The sequence below is a fragment of the Ralstonia sp. RRA genome, from assembly GCF_037023145.1.
Lineage (GTDB): Bacteria > Pseudomonadota > Gammaproteobacteria > Burkholderiales > Burkholderiaceae > Ralstonia.
Genome location: NZ_CP146091.1, coordinates 1,350,092 through 1,364,435, shown reverse-complemented (window position 1 = coordinate 1,364,435; position 14,344 = coordinate 1,350,092). Strand labels below are relative to the sequence as shown.

The window sequence follows — 14,344 nt, the reverse complement described above, 5'->3', positions numbered from 1 at the left end:
ATGGACGGGCCTTCTCTCAACTCATAACGTAGATGGATTCGCGCCATGACATTGGTGCGACATGTGCAACGCACCCAGCATTGCCATTGGAGGCCAGATCTTGAAGCAGACGGAACGAGACAAACTACGGCACATTCTGCTCGGCTTCGCCGAGCTGACGGCGCCAGCGCGCCACGAGTTTCTGGGCGCCATGAATGAATACCTGTTCTCGTCGCCGCAACGCAGACGGCAGATTGTCGAGACCTGGAAGCAGTCAGGCTCGCCTGCGCCAGACCAGCCGCAACCGCACAGTGTGCCGCCCGCTGAGCAACCGGTCTGACACCGCTGTGCTCGGCACTCAGCCAGCATCACGTGGCGGCGTTTGCGACGACGTCAGCCAACCATGCGCTGCGGCGTACTTGAAGAGATCCGCATCGCGCGAGATGCCGAGCTTCTCCATGGCCCGGTTCTTCTGGGTGCTGATCGTCTTCTTGCTGCGGTTGAGCCGTTCGGCAATCTCGTCCACCCGCAGGCCCGACACATACAGCCGCGCCACCTCCGCCTCTCGCGGGCTCAGTTCAGTCGATGCCGGTGCGCCGGCTCGCTGCGCCTCACGTGTTTCCAGCACAGCAGCAACCGCTGGGGAGTGGTACTTGCCCCCGTGTGCGCTGCATGAATGGCAGGAACCAGATGCGACACCGCATCGGACTTGCTGACAATCGCACGGACGCCAATGTCATCGAGCGAACCGAGAATGGCCGGACTGTCGAGCATCGTCAGCACAACAATCCCCAACGGGCAACACAATCTCGCGATGAACGCTGTTCAACAGCGCTCATGAGAGCAACGCGCAACGCGTGCTCAGGCCGCACGGCGCCCCAGTGTTTCCTGTGTCATCTGCGCCAGCTGGTCGAGCCCGGGCCGCAGCCCCGATAGAGCATCGCCTCGCTTTGCCTTCAGCTCCATCTCCGCGCAGGCATCTGCAACGGCTTGCTCGTGCACCATCGCAAACGTACCGCGCATGGCGTGCAGGTGGCGCAACGTGGCTTCCCGATCGTCGGTCGACAGCGCAACGTGCAGGGATACCAGCAGGTCACGCGTTGAACCCTGGAGCGCGGCAAGTACCCGCTCGGGCAAGCGCCCTTCACCAATGTTCTCGCGGCTCCCTGCCGTTGGTGCCGTCTGCGCATCGCTACGCACCACACGACGCAGCGTCGTATCAAGCGCCTTGAGCAGGATCGGCTTGACCAGCACGGCGTCAATCCCCTCCTGCACACAACGCTGATGCTCTTCGATGGCCGCGTGCGCTGTCAGCGCAATGATCGGCTGCTTCGCGCCTTGTGCGCGCAAGCATCGTGCAAGCGCATAGCCGTCCATGCCCGGCATGCTGAGATCCGTCAGCAGAATGTCGTAGTGCCGTTCGTTGAAGCGACGTAACGCTTCGCCGCCGCTGTCGGCCAGGGTGACCTGATAGCCCAGCGACTCCAGTTGCATCCGGATCAGCTCCCGGTTCGACGCCTGATCGTCAACGGCCAACACGCTCACGCTGCCCGGTTGGATGCTTTGCGCACTCTCGGCAGGCTGGGCATCGTCCTTGACGTTGGCGGGCGACTCGGTGGGCGCAAACGGCAGTGTGACCGTGAACTGGCTGCCGTCTCCGGGTGCGCTGCGCAGACTGATCGTGCCGCCCATCAGGTCGACCAACCGACGGCACAACGCAAGCCCCAGTCCGCTGCCGCCAAACCGGCGCGAGATGGTCGAATCAGCCTGCACAAAGGGCTCGAACAAGCGCGCTTGCTGCTCCGTGCTCATGCCGATCCCGCTATCGCTGACGCCGATGACGATCCCTTGCCGGCCCGCGCTGTCTACCTTCGCATAGATCTCGATCAGCACGTCGCCCTTGTTCGTGAACTTGATCGCGTTACTGAGCAGGTTCGAGGCGATCTGCCGCAGCCGGGTCGGATCGCCCGCATACCAGGGGGCAACGCTGTCGTCGACGATGCAATCGAACTGCAGCCCCTTCTGCTGCGCAATCGGCTCGAAGATTGCCGCCACCTCGCGCACGACCGCCACAGCATCAAACGGGATGGACTCGATCGATACCTGACCCGCCTCGATCTTCGAGAAATCGAGCACGTCGTTGATGATGCCCAGCAGCGCGTTGGACGACGACGTGACCGATTGCAGCCGCTCCCCCACCACCGGTTCAAGCGGCATCCGCTGAATGAGTTCGAGGTTGCCGAGAATCGCGTTCAGCGGCGTGCGGATTTCGTGGCTCATCGTCGACAGGAATGTCGATTTCGCCCGGTTGGCTTCGTCAGCAGCCTGTTTGGCATCGCGCAGCGCTTGCTCGGTGCGCTTCTTGTCGGTGATGTCCGTAAACGCTGTCACCAGCACGTTCGCATTGTGATAGTGCGCAGGTGCAACATTGACGGCCAGATCGATCGCGTTTCCGTCCACCGTGTCGAGCGCGAGATCGTCGTGCACGACACCCGTGCCGCCGTGCGTTGCATAGCGCTGTGCAATCTCGGCAGACAGCGATGGTGCCTGGACAACCGCACGGCCAGCGACCTCATTCATGATCGGGCTGCTCAGCATGGGCTCGCCAGTGCGCGCGTCGATTACGCCCAGCCCGATCGGCGCGGTTTCGATCAGGATCCGGTTCAGGCGCTCGATCTCGACAAAGCGCTCGGACCGCTCCAGCGTCGGCGTGAACACACGCCGGTTGAACCACCACAGCAAGATCCACAATACGGCGATCAACCCGGCTGTAAGCAGCGTCGTCAGGCGAATCTCGGGCCAGACGCCAGCCAGCACATCACGCCATGTGAATGCGTAGACCACACGCCCGCCTACCAGACCAGGTGGGGTGCTCACCATGAAAACGCCGTTGCTCGCGCGCTGCAAGGACACGGCCGTCGAAGCGCCAGACAACTCGCGCAACGCGGCCAGCACGTCGGGGCGCTTGTCTGCGTCGGCATCGATCGCGATAGGCGCCCCGCCCGCGCCGAGGACGACGAATGTTCCGTCGAACCGGTCGATCGACAGCGGTGCCAGCACAGCCTTAATCGGAATCTCAACAACGAACACGGCAAACGGCTTGCCACCGGCATCCAACCCGTAGATCGACATCCGCAGCGCAGACTCGCCCGTCAGCGGATTGCGGTAGGGCTCAAGCCAGCGCACCGTGTGCAGTCCGTTGCGCGGGTCGTGGACGGTCTTTGGCGCAACCGACTCGCCAGCAGCATCCTGCGTAAGCGCTGCAAAGAAGGCCGGCCGGTTGGCAAGCGCGGCGTCAAGCTTTGCTTCGTCCGGCCAGGGAAACGGCGACATCGCAATGAAGTCTTGCGATGGCGTATAGACATACGTTGTGAACCGATAGCCCTGAATGCTCGCGGTGGCGGCCAGCGTGCGCGAGATGCTGTCCGTCAGCGCTATGAAGCGCGACAGTTTGGGCACCGGTGTATCAGGCGTTGCACTCGCAAACACAACAGAATGCAGCCCGCTGTCATGTTGGCGAACCAACCGCCCTCCGTCTGCCTGGAAGCGGGCGGCTTCCGCCGGGGCTGTGGTCTCGCGCTGGTTCCATACCAGTTCAGCCATGTAGATCGTGCTCCGAAGCACGATCTCCGCCTTCGTGACCTCGCTTGCCATCCGCTGGCCCTCGATCGCGAGTTCACGACGTTGCCGCTCGTTGTGCGAATGGACCATCGACGCCACGGCAATGCCGAATGTGAGCAACGCCATCACGGTCAGGACAATGCCACCACCAAACAGCGCCGAACGCCGGAAGCGGCGCATGGCCGTGAGCACGGTGGATGACTGGGCATTCGGCATGGTGTGACGAACCTTCAATGGCGCGGTATAGAGTGCGATGTTACGCCGGAATCTCTTGCGCCCAAGAGATCGGCGCGACGCGCATCAGAACAAACGGACGACAAACCATATTCGGTCTTGTCCTACGGCATCACGTAGCCAAATCGGACAAATCTCATTCAGAGTACGGCGCCCCTTCGAGAGAATGACTGTGTTGGGCGTGGTCCACTCCCGCGGTCCAGCAACTTGCTTTAGACACTTTCCATTTCGCCGCCTCTGGGCGGCAGTTTTTTTATGTTCGCCGCTGTGGAAGCCCAGTCATGAAAGAACGAGCAACCGTCCTCTGCAAACGCGGTGACCGGATCCTTCTGGTCGCCCGGCTCAATGCTCGCTGGGTGTTGCCTGGTGGCAAACCGCGCCGCGGTGAAACACTGGGCGACGCCGCCCGCCGCGAGTTGGCGGAGGAAACGGGCATCGTCTGCCGTACCGTACGCCCATTGTTCCAATTCGCTGGTGGCAACAAGCGGCACCACGTGTTTGTCGCCGACATCGAAGCCAGTGCCATCGCCCGCCCAGCTCAGGAGATTGCCCACTGCGCCTGGTTCGACCGACAGACGATTGCGTCGATCGACTGCAGCCGACCGACGCCATTCATCGTCAAGCGCGCGCTCAAAATCCTGGACGACGAGCGCTACGTCATGGCCTACATGGAGGCGATGCTGCTGCAGGCAGCCGCCTAAGCTGCCCGAGCCACCCGGGCCACCTCACCACGCCCAACGCACCCCCACGTTGCCCAGGACCGTGCGCTGGTGCTCGCCACCCAGATTCGTGAGATAGCTGAGCGTTGCATACGCACTGCTGCGTTTGCTGAGTTGCGCGACCAGCCCTGCACCGATCTGCCCGGCCGTCTGGCCAACCTGCGCGCCAATCGTGGTGCTTCCACCAAACGTGGTCTTGTCATCCGAACCGAACGAACGCAGCACGTTCAAGCGCAGATACGGCTTCCAGTTGATCCCGTTCGAATCAAACGACCATTGCAGCCGTGCACCCACGCGGCCCAGGAACGTGTTGCCGTTGTTCCACGACACGTTCGAGACTCCGTCGTTGAAATCCTTGAGCGACAACCGTTGCCAAACCAGTTGCGCCTGCGGTTCAAGCGTCAGCCCCTGGCTGAGCGGGATCGGCAGTCCGGCTTCGACAGAGCCTGTAATGGCGTTGCCGTTGGTGGAACCGTGCACGTTGTCGTTTGAGCTTGTGCGCACCGTTAGCGCGCTGCCCATCAAGACGGCATCCGTGTACCACCCCGTCGGCGCGACATGTGTCCAGTAACCGCCGAGGTTGTAACCGTTGACCTGCAAGGAGCCGACGCCCAGCCCCTGCTGCGCCAACGCGAAACCACTCACGTCACCCACCGCGCGCGAGAAGCCCAGCAACACGCCATAGTGATTGCGATGGCCGCTCTGTTGGGTGTCTGCGTATAGATCCTGACCAACCTGCATACCCCACACCGTTCCGTCAAACGACGGGTTCACATCGCCCTTCTGCTTGATGTTGGTGTTACCACCCCACACACGCGCCCACGAAGCCGGCACGGCGCCGTTTTCAGTCAGCAAACCCTGCTCGCCCTGGCGGTCATGGAACGTATCGATCTGCAGCAAGCCGAGCTGCCGTGCGACCGCCGGCGCTTCCGAGTACAGCGGCACTTCCGGGCGATAGATGGGCAACGGAGCAGCACCCGGTGCTGCATCTGCAATGGCCTCGACGATCGAGGTCGGCGTGCCTTCAGCCGACGTAATGGGCGGTACAGGCGCAGGCGTCGGGGTCGGGGCTGGCGCCGGTGTAGGAGTCGGCGTGGGTGTAGGAGTTGGTGTGGGAGCCGGTGTAGGCGCGGGGGGGAATCGTGTTACGCAGATACCAGTTGTTGCCTGTGCCACTCGATGCACCACCCCTGGCCAGGAAGTACGTGTAGGCCCCAGCGCTGACTGAGCCGCCCGACAGCGTAAAGGCACTCGCACCAGTCGTCGCCCCGTTGACTGCCTGCACGACCTGAATACCGTCGGCGATCGTTTGCGCGCCTGCCCCACCCACGTTCGTCACCTTGAGCGCGCTTGAGCCGCTTGCAGTGCCGCCGCTCACAACGAGTCTGTCCGATGCCGCACCATCACCCGCCAGTACTGTGTTCAGCGCGATCGTCGCGCTCTGGCCGGTGTAGTTGCCCGCTACGGTCAGGGTGTTGCCGACCCCGCTACCCCCAAGTTGCGCGAGTCCCGCATTGGTCAGATTGCCGTTGATCTGGAAGTTGCCGGTTGCACCGCTAGCCAGACTGGCCAACGCATTCGCAACGCCAATCGTGCCATTGTTCGTCACGTTGCCGGTCACGCTGCCATAGCCACCGAGCGTCGCACCGCCGGCCACCGACACCGCGCCGCCGCCAGAGAGCGCCGCCGATGCACTGGTGCCATCGCCGACAACCAGGGTGCCGACATTGACGTTGGTACCGCCGGCGTAGCTGTTCGCCCCGTTCAGCGTGAGGACACCGCTGCCGAGCTTGGTCAGCGAACCCGTTCCGGTGATGTTCTGCGCAACCGTGGAATTGAAGCCCTGCGTATCGATCGTGCCGTTGTTGGCCGTAATCGACACCGCGCGGCTTGATGCCAGGTTGAACGCGCTGCCGAGTTGCAGCGTACCGCCGTTGAGCGTGAGCGCACCCGCGGACGCGCCCAATGCATTGTCTGCGGCCACCGACAACGCGCCCTGCGTAATGGTCGTACCGCCGGCATACGTGTTGCTGCCAGACACGGTCAAGGTACCCGCGCCGGTCTTCTCAACCGCACCGGACCCGCTGATGGTACCCGTGTAGGTGCCGGCGCTGTCCTGCTGGAAGCGCACGAGCCCGTTGTCAGTCACGGACAGCGGCAAGTTCGACGCATTCGCCTGCAACGTCGCGCCAGCGTTGACGGTGGCAACGACGGAGGCTGTGGTCGTGCCAAGCGTGCCCGTCAGATTGAGCGTGCCGCTCTGTACCAGCGCGGTTGAGAACGTACCGGTGCCTGCCCAGGTCCAGGCGGTACCGGCCATGGTCAGGCTCTGGAAATTGGTGAACGCATTGGACGCCGTGCCCGTACCTTGCAGCGTCACCGTGTTAGTGCCGCCACCACCGTTGGCCGTACCGATGATCTGCGAGCCCGTCTGCAGAATCAGCGTCACGTTGCCGTTGCCGCCCTGGATAGCCGTCCCACCACCGCCCTGGATCAACCCTGCATTGGTGATCGTCGTGGCGCCGTTGGTCGAGCGGACACCGATACCGTTGTTGCTGATGATCCGGCCGCCAGCCTGGTTGTTGATGGTTGCGGTAAACGAGCTGCCGAGCGTGTTCGACACCACCGCATCCACGCTGCCGCTGCTCGATGCGGTGCCCGTCGTCTGAATCGTGCCGCTGTTGTTCAGGGTGTCGTTATTGCCCTGCATATAGACGGCCGGAGCATCCCTGCCGTTGGAAGTCAGCGTACCGCTGTTATTGACGGTGCCGTTGCCACCAAGCAACGACACCGCGCGAGCATTGCTTCCGGACGTCGTTACCGTACCGGTGTTGGTAATCGTATTGCCCGAGGCTCCCGGATTGCTTTGGCCCCACGCGGCAGTCATGCCATACGAATTGTTGCCGGTGGTTGTAATGGAGCCATTGTTGACAAGCGTATTGCCATTGCCGTTGGCGGCTATGCCATCGTTGTATGTGCCGGTGGTCGTGATCACACCGGTCACGCCATTGGTGATCGTGTTGTTGTTATTCACCCCAATCAGCATGGCACCGCGGTTTGCAACTCCGGTGCCATTGCCAGACAGCGAGAGATTGCCGTTATTGGTGATGGCGCTTTGCGTATCAACAGAAAATGGCGTCGGCGTCGTTGCCAACGTGTAGCTGCCGGTGGCCGTTGAATCGATATTGATGGTGACATTGGTGCTACCGGCAACCGCATTCACCGACGGAATGCCCGGATTCGAGCAATTGACCGTCGTACCACTGGTCGGCGCTGTCGACGAACAGGCGGCGTAGGCACCAACGGGCATCGTGCCAGTAATAATCGCCATCCCGCCAACACCCAGACTCCACGCATTCTTATTCATTTTTTTCTCTCGCAATATGATGGGGGCCATTGCTACAGATTGTTGCGCTCGTGTTTATAACATCGGCCAGGATTGCCTAGCAACAACTGGAAATGAAGCGAAGATTGATTTGCAGTACCAGCCAAACCGACCTAAATTCCTCTGCTGTGCCTGCACATGGCGCCCTGCCGGAGCCCTACACGAAGTCGGCAATCAAGCGCCGTTTCGCGTAAACGAAAATCGCTCGGAAACGCAGCCCGAGCGATTTTTTTCCATCAGATGCGAAAACGCCCGGCGCGCATCAACGCTCCGGGCGTAAAACCAACACGGTGGGTTCTCCAACGTGGTGATTAGGAAGGTATCGCAGACAGGTTTTTAGAACTTGTAACGTGCACCCAGATAGATTTCGTGCGAAACCAGTTTGGCGCGCAGCATTTCATCTTGCATGCCGACAGCGTTGGTGAATGCGTTCCAACCGCTTTCCGTCTTGCCCATATCGACATAGCGGTAGCCCAGGTCCAGGGTCAGCTTCTTGATCGGGGAGTACGAAACACCCGCACCCAGCGACCACGCCAAATTAGTCTGGCTTGCAGAGTTGAACGGACCGCCAAAACCATTGGCCGGATTGATCTGCGCGCCTTCCGATTTCAGCATGGACAGACCCAGACCGCCCATGGCGTACACCGACACGTTCTTGGCCACCGCGAAGTCGCGGTACACATTGGCCATCAGGCGTTGCGATTTGATGTCGTGATAGTTGTTGCTGGGCCAACGGGTCGAACCGCTCACAAAGGAATCAGTACGCGGCAGCGTGTATTCACCTTCGACGCGCCAGCCGTTGGCGAAGTCGTAACCCAGCGCGAACGAACCCGTGACGAGATTGGCACTGTCGTCAATCGAAACGAAGCTACCGATCCGCGGGCGCGCAGTGGAAGCCATGTCGTCGGCCTTGTGCTTAGCACCCACGATGCGAGCAGCGCCGTAGTAGCCCTCTTCCTTTGAAGCATCGGCGGTGGCTTGGGCGAATGCCGCGCCCGAGAACAGCAGCGCCAGCGCGCCGGGCAGTGCAAGAGTCTTGATCATGAAAACGGTCCTTGAAACGATGAGAGGAGAGAGACCTCCATCGTAAGAAGCGCACCGTTCTCGTTGAACCCGGTTGGCTACGGGTGGCGCCTCCGTAGCGCTACGGAGGCGGACCGCAGACTTGGCACACGCATCAACACACGTTGCTCTGGGCGGCAGAAGTCGCCACCACCGATGCCGGCCCAGCGCCGGCAAGACGCGTCATCGCCAAGGTGGCAACACGCTGGAATGCCGCGAGTTGATCGCCGCGTAGGGCTTGCGTACTTGCTTTGTGAATCAAGGCAAGCGGATCGATAGGACGATCGGCACGACGGACTTCGAAATGCAGGTGCGGTCCGGTTGCCGTGCCGGTACGACCAACCGCACCAACACGTTGAGCGCGATCGACGGACATTCCCACCCGGAGCTTGGGTTCGATCTTGGAGAGATGCGCGTAGTAGGACGTGTGGCCATCTGCATGCCGGATGACCACATATTTTCCGTAGCCGCGCCGCTCATTGCCGATATGCGCAACCACGCCTGCCTCGGAAGCTCGCACAGCCCTGCCGATCGGTGCCGCAAGGTCCACACCGGAGTGTCCGTGATGGACACCCGTGACAGGATGCGTGCGCTCGCCAAAATCCGAGCTGATGCGGGTTGCCTGAACCGGCAAGGTGAAACGCAGCCCCGCCATGAGCGTGCCGTCGAATCGGTAGTAGTCGCCCTGCGGACGCTCGTTCGTTGCAAACCAAACGCCTGCATAGCGCTTGCCCTGGAACTGCACTTCGATTGCGGTCAGACGGATGGCCTGCTCGCAGCAAGCCTCTGCAACGGGTTCGTAGGCGACACGGAAGTAGTCGCCCGCCACGCCTCGCGCCGACATGTCGACGTTTCCGCGAAGCAGTCGCGTGATCTGCTGCAGCAGGTCACCCGGCAGATCCGCACGCGCGAGCGCCTTGCGAAGCGTGCTCGCAATCTCGCCTGCTCGCATGCCGGATTGCGAATCTGCTGTCGGCGACGACATCGCAGAGGCACCCCACGGCGCACGGGAGGGATTGGAGAAACGCACATCGACAAGGTTGCCAGCCGTCGGCGTGAATGCCACGTTCGACACTGCTGGCGCATCCGCTACCGGCGTCACGCCCAATGCGGGTACGGGGATGACAGCCGTCATGGATCCGTACAGCAGGGCAAGACAAGCGCATAGCGACCGCCGGACTCGACGCGCCGGGATAATGTTGCCTGCAAGGCGACCTTGTTCGCGTGCGAGACGGGAGAAAGGCAGGTCGAACTGCATGGCGTCATCACTCGCTTGAGAAAGAAACTGAAAATCGGGTCATGCCGCACGACACAAAAATTTGCGTCACGCTAGGCACCGGGGTCGAATGTACCGATGCGTTCCGTGCGGGTGTATAAGACCTGTCCGATTTGGCGCAGCGAATTGCGCCCTGGCTGGCGGCAGCGTGTTGGCAGGTGGCGAATGGCTCGCTTCCCGTGAGATTCGTGTCGACGCATCACCGAACTTGGGCCGAGACCACGTGCGGGGCTTGGCGTCCTTGCGCGGTGTGCTACAATCGCGGGCTTCCGGAGAGATGGATGAGTGGTTGAAGTCGCACGCCTGGAAAGCGTGTATAGGTTAATAGCCTATCAGGGGTTCGAATCCCCTTCTCTCCGCCAAGTATTCATAAGGCTTTGCAGGCCGCCAAGCGCAATGCTTGGGTCATAGATCGCCTGCTGGGTCATTGCGATTCGCCAAAGCGCGGTTTTCGCAAAAACTTTCCCCTTCAGTCGACACCAGGTTCGCGCTCGTATGAGTCACACGGGTAGCTGCTGTTCCGCAACCCCCGATCACACCCCGCCACTACGTTCAAAAATAGCCCATCGCCTTGTCCTTCAAGCTCGCAGATGGCATGTGAGCACGTGCAGCACGTGCGCTCACGGTAGAACCAGACGATGTCGCTGGCCGCTAGATCTCCTCTGAGACCTGGGCATATTGGTTTGCTCATACTGTATAAATATGGCTCTGCGGAATAACGTGTGTAATTCATGATTCTCGAATATAATTAAAATTCGGAATAACGTGTGGAACGAGGGATTCATGAGCAGCGTAACCAAAGTGAAAATTGGCTCGGCAACTTTGTATTGCGGTGATTGCCTGGAAGTGATGTCGGAGATGAGCGATGAGTGCGTCGACGTCACGGTCACCAGTCCGCCCTACAACATGGGACTCATCCCGGGCGGCGGCGGGAAAGGCATGTACAAGCCTGGGGCGGCCAACAAAGGAGGACGGTTCCGGGATGGTTACGGCCTGCATTCGGACGCGCTTCCTCAGGGCGAATATGACGACTGGCAGCGGAAATGTCTTTCTGAAATGTGGCGGCTCTCCAAGCAAGCCGTCTTTTACAATCATCGGCCACGCGTCGAGCATGGAACGATACGAGTTCCCTTGTCCTTTAACTTCGGAGAGGCCCTTCTTCGACAAATCATCATTTGGGACCGCGGAACTGGAATTGATGTGAATCTTAGGCATTACTGCACGCGCCAAGAGTGGGTGATGCTTTTCGCAAAGCAGTCGTTTTCGCTGAAGAGCCATTCCGCTTCTGGAAGCGGAGATGTGTGGCGGCTTGGCATGGAGCGGCAGGAAACAGGGCATCCGGCTCCGTTCCCAGTCGCACTTCCCGAAACTGTAATCGAGACCACTGGTGCGGGCGTTCTGTTTGACCCATTCATGGGCAGCGGAACGACTGGGGTTGCGTGTGCGCGGCGCGGGAAACAATTCATTGGCATTGAACTTGAGCCGAAGTTTTTCGACATCGCCTGCGAGCGCATCTCAAATGCCGAACGGCAAGGCTGCGGGCTTTTTGCTCCTGCCGAAATTGCAGAGCAACACGGCCTGTTCGACGCGAGTGTTGCATGACTGACATTCTTGACCTTCCAGGCTGGGAGCCGACCGCCGTCCGTACCGAAGACGACCAGTACGTTATCTCGGCTGACTACACAGTTTTGCCCGAAGCATGTCAAAAATGCGGCGTAATTGGCCGAGTTTATAAGCACGGCCCCAAAATGATCATTTTCCGAGATAGCCCTATTCGGGGCCGTCCGGTGAGTATCGAAGCCAATGCCCAGCGCTTCAGGTGCCGCGAGTGCGGCGGCACGTTCATCCAGCCGCTGGGCGGCATCCACCCGGCGACGCGCATGACGGCTCGTTGCGTCCAGTACATCGAAGAGCAGTGCCTCCGGGACACCTTCACTCGTATCGCCGAGCACGTCGGCTGCGATGACAAGACCGTCCGCACGTTGGCCGGCGACTACATCGAACGCCTGAACGCTGAGTACAAGCCTTGGCTGCCAGAATGGCTGGGCATCGACGAGACGCAGATTGACGGCAAGCTCCGGTGCATCATCACCGACGTCGTCAACCGGGTTCCCATCGACATGCTGCCCGACCGCGACAAGCCGCTCGTGACTGCGTGGCTGCATCAGTTCAAGGAGCGCGGCGGCGTCAAGGGCCTCGCTATCGACATGTGGAAGCCGTACAAGGATGCCGCGCAATCCGTCTTCCCTGGCCTGCCGGTCGTTGTCGACAAGTTTCACCTGGTAAGAATGGCGAACCGCGCCATGGACGACATCCGAATCACGCTGGCCAGGGACCAGGAGAAGGCCGTGGGTCGGGACTGGATGCGGCGCAAGGCATTGCTCCGGATGCGCTACAAGAACCTCGACGAGCAGGGTCGCTTCAACCTCCAGATGTGGCTGGACAACGAGCCGCACGTGGCGACCGCCTACCGGCTGAAGGAAGCGTTCTACGACATCTACGACGCGCCGTCCAAGGCCGACGCCGCGGAGCGACTGGACGAATGGCGCAAGTCTGTGCCAGCCGCCATGAAGAAGGGCAAGAAGAGCTTTCAGCCGTTGCTCACGTCCACCCGTAACTGGCGCGAGGAGATGCTCGCCTACTTCGACCACCCGATTTCGAACGGCTACACGGAAGCCCTGAACGGCGTGGCGAAGGTCATTAACCGTGCCGGCCGGGGCTACAGCTTCGAGGTGCTGCGCGCCAGGCTGCTGTACGGAAAACTGCACAAGAAGGAACCAGTGGAGGGCCACATGAAGAAACGAACTGCCTACCAGGTGGAAAGGCAAGTCGCGCTCGTCGAAGCGCTCGGAAGCCGGTGTGGGTCGTGCAACGGCATCTTCGACCCCGACGAGTTGGAGGCACATACACTTCCACCCATCACAAAGGATGAGATTCGCCGCGAAGCGAACCGGCGCGCCTACCCGAAACGGGCGTACGTCTGCTCGACTTGCTATCAGCGATTCCACACGGAGAGGGCTAGTCATGGCTCACAGCCTTCCACATGATTTTCCGCAGAGCCATAAATATACAGCACTCTGGACATGCCAATCGGCTGCTTTAACATGGCCCCACCCCACGGGAGCAAACCATGTGCTACTCCGCCCAGATCAAGGCCGACTACAAGCGGTTCGTTCGCGAGTACGGCGCCGTCATGTCTCTTGACGCATTCTCGCGCCTGGTGACGGAGTACTTCCAGAATCCGGGGTCGGTGAAGTTCCCGAAGGCAATGGCCGCGCCGTTCTTGGAATCACCCGAGACCGAAGAGGAAAAGAAGATCGCCGACGTGCTGCGGGCCAGCATGGAAGCGGAGGAAATCCGGCTGCTGCAGGAACTCGCCAAGCAAACGGAGCGCCTGGAAAACGCGCAGGCGTCGCTGGCAGCAAAGCCAACAAAGAAAGCGGCCGACGAGGTGCGCATCGCCTCCAACAAGATCGCGTGGGCCAAGGGCAAGCTCGAAGACCTGAAGAGCACTGAGATCAAGCCGCGCGACTCGCGCATCTTCCCAGGCTGGTATGCGCCAGTGATGGTGTGGGAGAACGGCCGCCGCGTGGTCAAGCCCATGCGATACCAGTGTCGGCCGGCCGGCAAGCCGGCGTTCTACGACACCAAGTACCCGAGCACGTACAACGCCAGGATGGACAATTTGCGGGGATTTTGGAAGGGGCAATACGGCCACACGCACGGCGTGGTGCTGGTCGATGCGTTCTACGAGAACGTGGCCGGGCCGGAGGAAAGAACATCGTGCTGGAGTTCCGGCCGGATCCGCCGCAGACGATGCTGGTGGCTTGCGTGTGGTCGCACTGGCGCGCGACGAAGCCGGGTGAACAGGATCTACTGTCGTTCGCGATTATCACCACGGACCCGCCGCCGGCGATTTCAGAGGCTGGCCATGACCGCTGTCCGGTGCCAATCAAGCCAGAAGACCTCGATGCGTGGCTCAACCCAGACCCGAACGACCTCGACGCGATGGACGAGATCCTGCGCGACAACGGGATGCCGCGCTTCGTGCACAGCGTCGCTGGCTGA

Annotated in this window: 10 protein-coding genes, 1 tRNA gene and 1 pseudogene; 6 read left to right on the top strand and 6 right to left on the bottom strand. The window is 61.0% G+C overall.

Annotation, left to right across the window (positions count from 1 at the left end; genetic code table 11):
• The first annotated feature begins 100 nt into the window (after nt 1-100).
• Complete coding sequence (locus V6657_RS06875; protein ID WP_137884604.1) at nt 101-319, top strand: hypothetical protein; 219 nt, start codon at nt 101-103, stop codon at nt 317-319.
• An 18-nt stretch (nt 320-337) separates the two neighbouring features.
• Here V6657_RS06875 and V6657_RS06870 read toward each other — a convergent pair whose 3' ends face one another.
• Nucleotides 338-607: a LuxR C-terminal-related transcriptional regulator gene (locus V6657_RS06870; RefSeq protein ID WP_053166319.1), complete on the bottom strand. Its 270-nt coding sequence runs from the start codon at nt 605-607 to the stop codon at nt 338-340.
• A 233-nt stretch (nt 608-840) separates the two neighbouring features.
• Nucleotides 841-3,816 carry a hybrid sensor histidine kinase/response regulator gene (locus V6657_RS06865; RefSeq protein WP_048932660.1) on the bottom strand — a complete coding sequence of 992 codons (2,976 nt, stop codon included), beginning with the start codon at nt 3,814-3,816 and terminating at the stop codon, nt 841-843.
• A gap of 299 nt (nt 3,817-4,115) precedes the next feature.
• On the opposite strand from V6657_RS06865, the gene V6657_RS06860 reads away from it, so the two are divergent.
• Entirely contained in the window at nt 4,116-4,535 is a 420-nt protein-coding gene (locus V6657_RS06860) for an NUDIX hydrolase (RefSeq protein WP_048932661.1), read from the top strand.
• A gap of 24 nt (nt 4,536-4,559) precedes the next feature.
• On the opposite strand, the gene V6657_RS06855 is transcribed toward V6657_RS06860, so the two are convergent.
• The 4 genes from V6657_RS06855 to V6657_RS06840 all read right to left on the bottom strand — a co-directional run bounded on the left by V6657_RS06855 (nt 4,560) and on the right by V6657_RS06840 (nt 10,135).
• Nucleotides 4,560-5,591 (bottom strand): autotransporter outer membrane beta-barrel domain-containing protein, encoded by a 1,032-nt coding sequence (locus V6657_RS06855; RefSeq protein ID WP_248694693.1) that lies wholly within the window; start codon nt 5,589-5,591, stop codon nt 4,560-4,562.
• Nucleotides 5,578-7,920 (bottom strand): autotransporter-associated beta strand repeat-containing protein, encoded by a 2,343-nt coding sequence (locus tag V6657_RS06850; protein WP_248694682.1) that lies wholly within the window; start codon nt 7,918-7,920, stop codon nt 5,578-5,580. The genes V6657_RS06855 and V6657_RS06850 overlap by 14 nt, the downstream gene beginning before the upstream one ends.
• A 354-nt stretch (nt 7,921-8,274) precedes the next feature.
• Nucleotides 8,275-8,982 carry an outer membrane beta-barrel protein gene (locus tag V6657_RS06845; RefSeq protein WP_048932662.1) on the bottom strand — a complete coding sequence of 236 codons (708 nt, stop codon included), beginning with the start codon at nt 8,980-8,982 and terminating at the stop codon, nt 8,275-8,277.
• 133 nt (nt 8,983-9,115) lie between these two features.
• The gene (locus V6657_RS06840; RefSeq protein ID WP_053166321.1) at nt 9,116-10,135 is read right to left on the bottom strand and encodes a M23 family metallopeptidase; all 1,020 of its coding nucleotides are present in this window, start codon (nt 10,133-10,135) and stop codon (nt 9,116-9,118) included.
• 412 nt (nt 10,136-10,547) lie between these two features.
• Between V6657_RS06840 and V6657_RS06835 the strand changes: the two genes are divergently transcribed.
• The 4 genes and pseudogenes from V6657_RS06835 to V6657_RS06820 all read left to right on the top strand — a co-directional run bounded on the left by V6657_RS06835 (nt 10,548) and on the right by V6657_RS06820 (nt 14,344).
• A tRNA-Ser gene (locus tag V6657_RS06835) sits at nt 10,548-10,638 on the top strand.
• Between the two features lie 421 nt (nt 10,639-11,059).
• Complete coding sequence (locus V6657_RS06830; RefSeq protein WP_048932663.1) at nt 11,060-11,878, top strand: site-specific DNA-methyltransferase; 819 nt, start codon at nt 11,060-11,062, stop codon at nt 11,876-11,878.
• Entirely contained in the window at nt 11,875-13,323 is a 1,449-nt protein-coding gene (locus tag V6657_RS06825) for an ISL3 family transposase (protein ID WP_048932664.1), read from the top strand. Before V6657_RS06830 ends, V6657_RS06825 begins: the two co-directional genes overlap by 4 nt.
• Nucleotides 13,324-13,406: 83 nt before the next feature.
• Nucleotides 13,407-14,344, top strand: a pseudogene (locus V6657_RS06820) (SOS response-associated peptidase family protein).

What these genes read in the sequence shown, in the direction of transcription:
- V6657_RS06860 (WP_048932661.1), top strand. Translation starts at nt 4,116, where the DNA reads ATGAAAGAACGAGCAACCGTCCTCTGCAAACGCGGTGACCGGATCCTT.
- V6657_RS06830 (WP_048932663.1), top strand. Translation starts at nt 11,060, where the DNA reads ATGAGCAGCGTAACCAAAGTGAAAATTGGCTCGGCAACTTTGTATTGC.
- V6657_RS06850 (WP_248694682.1), bottom strand. Translation starts at nt 7,920, where the DNA reads ATGAATAAGAATGCGTGGAGTCTGGGTGTTGGCGGGATGGCGATTATT.
- V6657_RS06865 (WP_048932660.1), bottom strand. Translation starts at nt 3,816, where the DNA reads ATGCCGAATGCCCAGTCATCCACCGTGCTCACGGCCATGCGCCGCTTC.
- V6657_RS06825 (WP_048932664.1), top strand. Translation starts at nt 11,875, where the DNA reads ATGACTGACATTCTTGACCTTCCAGGCTGGGAGCCGACCGCCGTCCGT.
- V6657_RS06845 (WP_048932662.1), bottom strand. Translation starts at nt 8,982, where the DNA reads ATGATCAAGACTCTTGCACTGCCCGGCGCGCTGGCGCTGCTGTTCTCG.
- V6657_RS06840 (WP_053166321.1), bottom strand. Translation starts at nt 10,135, where the DNA reads ATGACGGCTGTCATCCCCGTACCCGCATTGGGCGTGACGCCGGTAGCG.